We start from the raw sequence: 4,027 nt of genomic DNA, 5'->3' as shown, positions 1-4,027 counted from the left end.
CCACAGGGCCCGCCCCGGCCCGTGGTCCCCGGCGGCCCACGCCCGCAGGACCGACGGTGTGCCGGCCGCCGTCAGCATCGCCTCCAGTGACCGGGCGAACTCCCGCTGCTCGTCGTCGAGGAGGAAACGCATCAGCGCCGTCCCCTCGGCAGGCCGAGCAGCCGCTCGGCGATGATGTCCCGCTGGATCTCGTTGGTCCCGGCGTACACGGGTCCCGCGAGCGCGAAGACGTACCCCTCCGCCCAGGCCGTGTCCGCCAGCTCCGCGTCCGGGCCCAGCAGATCGAGTGCCGTCTCGTGCAGCGCGATGTCGTACGTCGACCAGAACACCTTGTTCAGGCTGGACTCGGGCCCCAGCGAGGCCCCCGCCGCGAACCGGGACGCGGAGGCGGCGGTGAACAGCTGATACGCCCGCGCCCCGATCACCGCGTCCGCCACCCGGTCGCGCAGCGCCGTGTCCGCCGGGTCGCCCGCCTTCCGCCACAGGTCCTTGAGCCGGTCGGCGGCGGCCAGGAAACGGCCGGGGGAGCGGAGGGTGAGGCCCCGCTCGTCGCCGGTGGCCGACATGGCGATGCGCCAGCCGTGCCCCGGCTCCCCGATGACGTCCGCGTCCGGGACGAAGACCTCGTCGAGGAAGATCTCGGCGAACGCGGGCTTCCCGTCCAGCCGCCCGATCGGGCGCACGGTGACCCCCGGCTCCGACAGCCCGAACATCAGATACGTGAGTCCCTGGTGCGGTTTCGCCGCCCCCGGGTCCGTACGGAAGATGCCGAAGGCCCGGTCCGCGAACGCCGCCCGCGACGACCAGGTCTTCTGCCCCGACAACAGCCAGCCGCCGTCCGTGCGCACCGCCCGCGACCGCAGCGCCGCCAGGTCCGACCCGGCCTCCGGCTCCGACCATGCCTGCGCCCAGACGACCTCGCCGCTCGCCATCGGGGGCAGCACGCGGGCCCGCTGTTCCGCCGTGCCGTGGGCGAGGAGGGTCGGGGCGAGGAGGCTGATCCCGTTCTGCGAGACCCGGCCGGGGGCGCCCGCCGCCCAGTACTCCTCCTCGAACGCCAGCCAGCCGAAGAGATCCGCGCCCCGGCCCCCGTACTCCTTGGGCCAGGAGACCGCCGACCACCGGCCGGCGCCCAGCAGCGCCTCCCACTCCCGGTGGGCGGCGAACCCCTCCCCGGTCTCCAGGGAGGGCAGCGGCCGGGCCGGTACGTGGTCCCGGAGCCAGGCCCGGGCCTCGGCCCGCAGGGCTGCTGTCCGTGCCGTCTGCGCCAGATCCATGAAGCGCCCGCCTTCCGTCCGGTCGGCACCGTCGCCGAGGTGTTCCCTAACAAGTGTTTGGTAGGTTAACGTACGGCCCAGGGACCGTCGAGAAGCCGGGGGACCGGGCCATGGACACACCGCCGTACCTGCCGGGACACGGACTGCTGGCCGGCCGCACCGCCGTCGTCACCGCCGCCGCCGGAGCCGGGATCGGCGGCGCGACCGCCCGCCGCTTCCTGGAGGAGGGCGCCCGCGTCGTGATCGGCGACTCCCACGCGCGCCGGCTGAAGGAGAGCGCGCACGCCCTCGCCGACGAGTTCGGCACCGACCGCGTCACCCACCTGACCTGCGACGTCACCGACGAGGAGCAGGTCGGAGCCCTCTTCGCCCACGCCGAACGCGCCCACGGCGGCCTCGACATCGTCGTCAACAACGCGGGCCTCGGCGGCACCGCCGAACTCACCGAGATGACCGACGACCAGTGGACGAGGATCCTCGACGTCACCCTGAACGGCACCTTCCGCTGCACCCGCGCCGCCCTGCGCTCCCTCAAGGCCGCCGGCACCGGCGGAGTCCTGGTCAACAACGCCTCCGTCGTCGGCTGGCGCGCCCAGCGCGGCCAGGCCCACTACGCCGCCGCCAAGGCCGGCGTCATGGCCCTCACCCGCTGCGCCGCCGTCGAGGCCGCCGACTACGGCGTACGCGTCAACGCCGTCGCCCCCAGCCTCGCCATGCACCCCCACCTGGCCAAGGTGACCTCCGCCGAACTCCTCGCCGAACTCACCGCGAAGGAGGCCTTCGGCCGGTACGCCGAACCCTGGGAGGTCGCCAACGTGATCGTCTTCCTCGCCAGCGGCTACTCCTCGTACATGACCGGCGAGGTCGTCCCCGTCAGCAGCCAGCATGCGTGAACGCACAGGCCGCGGGCGGACAATGGCCGGGTGCCTACCAAGAAGAAGCCCCAGGTGACCCCCACGCCGGAGCGACGCCGTGAACTGCTCGCCACCGCCGCCGAGGTCTTCGCCGCCCAGGGATACAACGCCACCACCGTCCGCCGGATCGCGGACGAGGCCGGGATGCTCGCGGGCAGCCTCTACTACCACTTCGATTCCAAGGAATCGATGATCGACGAGATCCTCTCCACCTTCCTCGACGAGCTCTGGCGGGGCTACGACACGGTCCTGGAGGCCGGCCTCGGACCCCGCGAGACCATCGAGGCCCTGGTCACCGAGTCCTTCCGGGAGATCGACCGGCACCGCCCCGCCGTCGCGATCTACCAGAAGGAGTCCAAGCACCTCGCCACCCAGCCGCGCTTCACCTACCTCGTCGACTCGCAGACGAAGTTCGAGAAGGCCTGGCTCGGCACCCTGGAACGCGGCGTCGCCGAAGGCGCCTTCCGCGACGACCTCGACGTCCGCCTCACCTACCGCTTCGTCCGCGACACCGTCTGGGTCGCGGCCTCCTGGTACCGGCCCGGCGGACACCACAGCCCCGAGGAGATCGCCCGTCAGTACCTCTCGATGGTGCTCGACGGAATCGCCCTGCGTACGTAACCCCGTTCGTCCACCCCGAGCGCCCCGAGGAGCAGCAGCCATGGCCGAGGCCTACATCGTCGAAGCGGTACGGACCCCCGTCGGACGGCGCAAGGGCGGCCTCGGGGCCGTCCACCCCGCCGACCTCGGCGCGCACGTGCTGCGGGAGCTGATCGCCCGCTCCGGAGTCGACCCGGCGGCCGTCGAGGACGTCGTCTTCGGCTGCCTGGACACCGTCGGCCCCCAGGCCGGCGACATCGCCCGTACGTCATGGCTGGCCGCCGGACTCCCCGAGGAGGTCCCCGGCGTCACCGTCGACCGGCAGTGCGGCTCCTCCCAGCAGGCCCTCCACTTCGCGGCCCAGGGCGTCCTCTCCGGCACCCAGGACCTCGTCGTCGCGGGCGGCACCCAGAACATGACCCAGATCCCGATCGCCTTCGCCTCCCGGCAGGCCGCCGAACCCCTCGGCCTCACCCAGGGGCCGTACGCGGGCAGCGAGGGCTGGCGCGCCCGCTACGGCGACGCCCCCGTCAACCAGTTCCACGGCGCCCAGCTGATCGCCGAGAAGTGGGGCATCAGCCGCCGCGACATGGAGGAGTTCGCCCTCACCTCCCACCACCGGGCACTCCGCGCCATCGACGAGGGCCGCTTCGCCCGCGAGACCGTCGCGTACGGGGACGTCACCACGGACGAGGGGCCGCGCCGCGACACCACCCTGGAGAAAATGGCCGGTCTGCGGCCTGTCGTGGAGGGCGGCACCATCACCGCGGCCTGCTCCTCCCAGGTCTCCGACGGGGCCGCCGCCCTGCTCATCGCCTCGGAGCGGGCCGTCGCCGAACACGGGCTCACCCCGCGGGCCCGGGTGCACCACCTGTCCGTACGGGGCGAGGACCCGATCCGGATGCTCTCGGCCCCGATCCCGGCCACCGCGTACGCCCTGAAGAAGACCGGCCTCACCCTCGACGCCATCGACCTCGTCGAGATCAACGAGGCGTTCGCCCCGGTCGTCCTCGCCTGGCTGAAAGAGACCGGTGCCGACCCCGAGCGGGTCAACGTCAACGGCGGAGCCATCGCGCTGGGCCACCCGCTCGGCGCGACCGGGGCCCGGCTGATGACGACCCTGCTGCACGAACTGGAACGCACCGGCGGCCGCTACGGGCTCCAGACGATGTGCGAAGGCGGCGGACAGGCCAACGTCACCATCGTCGAGCGGCTCTGAGAACCCGGCCCCTGCCC

Annotated in this window: 4 protein-coding genes and 1 pseudogene; 3 read left to right on the top strand and 2 right to left on the bottom strand. The window is 72.9% G+C overall.

The genetic code is table 11. The features are described 5' to 3' along the window. Window positions 1-132: pseudogene (locus tag HET64_RS39480) on the bottom strand (acyl-CoA dehydrogenase); the annotation flags it as partial. Beyond that, on the bottom strand, window positions 132-1,277 hold the full coding sequence (locus tag HET64_RS37340; protein WP_215111678.1) for an acyl-CoA dehydrogenase family protein: 1,146 nt from the start codon (window positions 1,275-1,277) through the stop codon (window positions 132-134). The gene HET64_RS37340 and the pseudogene HET64_RS39480, both read right to left, overlap by 1 nt. A gap of 110 nt (window positions 1,278-1,387) precedes the next feature. Here HET64_RS37340 and HET64_RS37335 point away from each other — a divergent pair, with 110 nt between their 5' ends. Genes HET64_RS37335 through HET64_RS37325 form a run of 3 tightly spaced genes read left to right on the top strand, consistent with a single transcriptional unit; the run spans window position 1,388 to window position 4,010 of the window. Further along, on the top strand, window positions 1,388-2,170 hold the full coding sequence (locus HET64_RS37335) for an SDR family oxidoreductase (protein WP_215111677.1): 783 nt from the start codon (window positions 1,388-1,390) through the stop codon (window positions 2,168-2,170). A gap of 30 nt (window positions 2,171-2,200) precedes the next feature. Continuing rightward, window positions 2,201-2,812: a TetR/AcrR family transcriptional regulator gene (locus tag HET64_RS37330; RefSeq protein ID WP_215111676.1), complete on the top strand. Its 612-nt coding sequence runs from the start codon at window positions 2,201-2,203 to the stop codon at window positions 2,810-2,812. A 40-nt stretch (window positions 2,813-2,852) separates the two neighbouring features. Further along, a complete protein-coding gene (locus HET64_RS37325) occupies window positions 2,853-4,010 on the top strand; it encodes an acetyl-CoA C-acetyltransferase (protein ID WP_215111675.1) in 1,158 nt (385 codons plus the stop codon). Window positions 4,011-4,027: the final 17 nt, after the last annotated feature.

Source organism: Streptomyces sp. McG3 (assembly GCF_018619185.1).
In the GTDB taxonomy this organism is placed as follows: Bacteria; Actinomycetota; Actinomycetes; order Streptomycetales; family Streptomycetaceae; genus Streptomyces.
The sequence above is the reverse complement of the archived record's forward strand: the minus strand, read 5'-3'. Positions and strand labels throughout refer to the sequence as shown.

Bases quoted from the DNA above. Each gene is read 5' to 3' on its own strand.
- HET64_RS37340 (WP_215111678.1), bottom strand. From the start codon at position 1,277: ATGGATCTGGCGCAGACGGCACGGACAGCAGCCCTGCGGGCCGAGGCC.
- HET64_RS37335 (WP_215111677.1), top strand. From the start codon at position 1,388: ATGGACACACCGCCGTACCTGCCGGGACACGGACTGCTGGCCGGCCGC.
- HET64_RS37325 (WP_215111675.1), top strand. From the start codon at position 2,853: ATGGCCGAGGCCTACATCGTCGAAGCGGTACGGACCCCCGTCGGACGG.